Annotated in this window: 1 protein-coding gene; it reads left to right on the forward strand. The window is 55.0% G+C overall.

What is annotated here, in order from left to right:
- The first annotated feature begins 229 nt into the window (after positions 1–229).
- Entirely contained in the window at positions 230–1,579 is a 1,350-nt protein-coding gene (locus LIX93_RS29460; RefSeq protein WP_226507530.1) for an IS110 family transposase, read from the forward strand.
- The last annotated feature ends 2 nt before the right edge of the window (positions 1,580–1,581 follow it).

A 1,581-nucleotide genomic window follows, 5' to 3' on the forward strand; every position in this document is an offset into this window, starting at 1 on the left:
TTAAAAAACCGCCTCCCCGGCGCGCCGCGGCCCACTGGACTAGAAACACTACGTACTACACTGAACTCTCTGGACAGTGGTCGCTGGCTTTTTGGAGGCTAAGTCCCCGTCAAAAAACTTGACCCAGGGGAAGCTGCGGACCCGTTAGTGGTGGCGCTTTAATGACCCCGTTTAGGAATGTGATTTGATCCGAGTCCCCGTCCAGTCCATCCTTTGACTGGAGGTGTGTATGAAAAAGCGTGGTTCAGAACGCAAAGGATTACCCGTTATCCATACTCGGGCGGCAGGCATTGACATTGGTTCACGCTTTCATGTGGTTGCTGTTCCCGCAGATCTCGCAGAGAGCCCGGTGCAAACCTTCAAGGCCTTCACTGCTGATCTTGATCGCATGGCTGACTGGTTGGTGAGTCTCGGAATTACTACAGTCGCCATGGAGTCGACTGGTGTTTACTGGATTCCGGTGTATGAGATCCTTGAAGCCCATGGCCTACAGGTGGTACTGGCGAATGCTCGGGATGCCCGCGCAGTGCCGGGACGCAAAACCGATGTGAATGATGCTCAGTGGATTCAACGGCTTCATTCCTGTGGGTTGCTGAGGGCTAGCTTCCACCCGGATCGAGAAATTGCGGCGCTACGTAGTTATCTCAGACTCCGCGAGCGTCATCTGGACTATGCGGCCGCGCATATTCAACACATGCAAAAAGCCCTGACGCACATGAATGTGCAGCTGCATCACGTAGTCTCGGATATCACCGGCTTGACCGGTATGCGGATCATTCGAGCCATAGTTGCAGGCGAGCGGAGTCCATCGGTGCTAGCTGCGATGAGTGATCGGCGTTGTAAGGCTGGTGTAGATGTCATCGAGGCAGCGCTGGTAGGCAACTATCAGCCGGAACATCTATTTGCCTTATCACAGGCATTGGCGATGTACGACGCATACCAAGCGCAGCTCGTCGTCTGCGATCAGCAAATCGCGCAAACGCTCATCAAGCTTTCGCAAGTCAATGCGCCCCCAACGGCGCCGCTTCCTAAGCCACGCCACAACACCCGGCAACCCAATGCGCTGAACTTCGATGTCCGCACCTTGCTGTATCAATTGGTCGGTGTGGACCTCACGCAAATACATGGTATTGGCCCCTTTCTGGCGCTGCGGCTCGTTGCGGAATGCGGTACCGATCTTAGTCGATGGCGTACTTGCCATCATTTTACGTCGTGGCTGACGCTCGCCCCTGGGTGCAGGATCAGTGGCGGTAAAGTACTTTCGGCCCACACCCGGAAAACCAAGAATCGGCTAACTGCTCACTTACGCTTAGCTGCTGTCACCGTGGGAAGGACTAGCACTGCGCTGGGAGCCTTTTATAGACGCCTTGCGGCTCGAATCGGAAAAGCCAAAGCAGTGACCGCGACTGCCCGAAAGATTGCGATTTTGTTCTACAACGCGATGCGTTTCGGCATGAGCTATCGAGATCCGGGAGAGGATCAGTACGAACAGCGATATCGGGAGCGAGTAGTGATAGGTCTGCATCGACGTGCCGCCGAATTTGGGTTCGCGCTTCAACCGGTGGAGGGTGTTTCTTAGGA

Source organism: Pseudomonas sp. MWU16-30317 (genome assembly GCF_020515695.1).
Taxonomy (GTDB): domain Bacteria; phylum Pseudomonadota; class Gammaproteobacteria; order Pseudomonadales; family Pseudomonadaceae; genus Aquipseudomonas.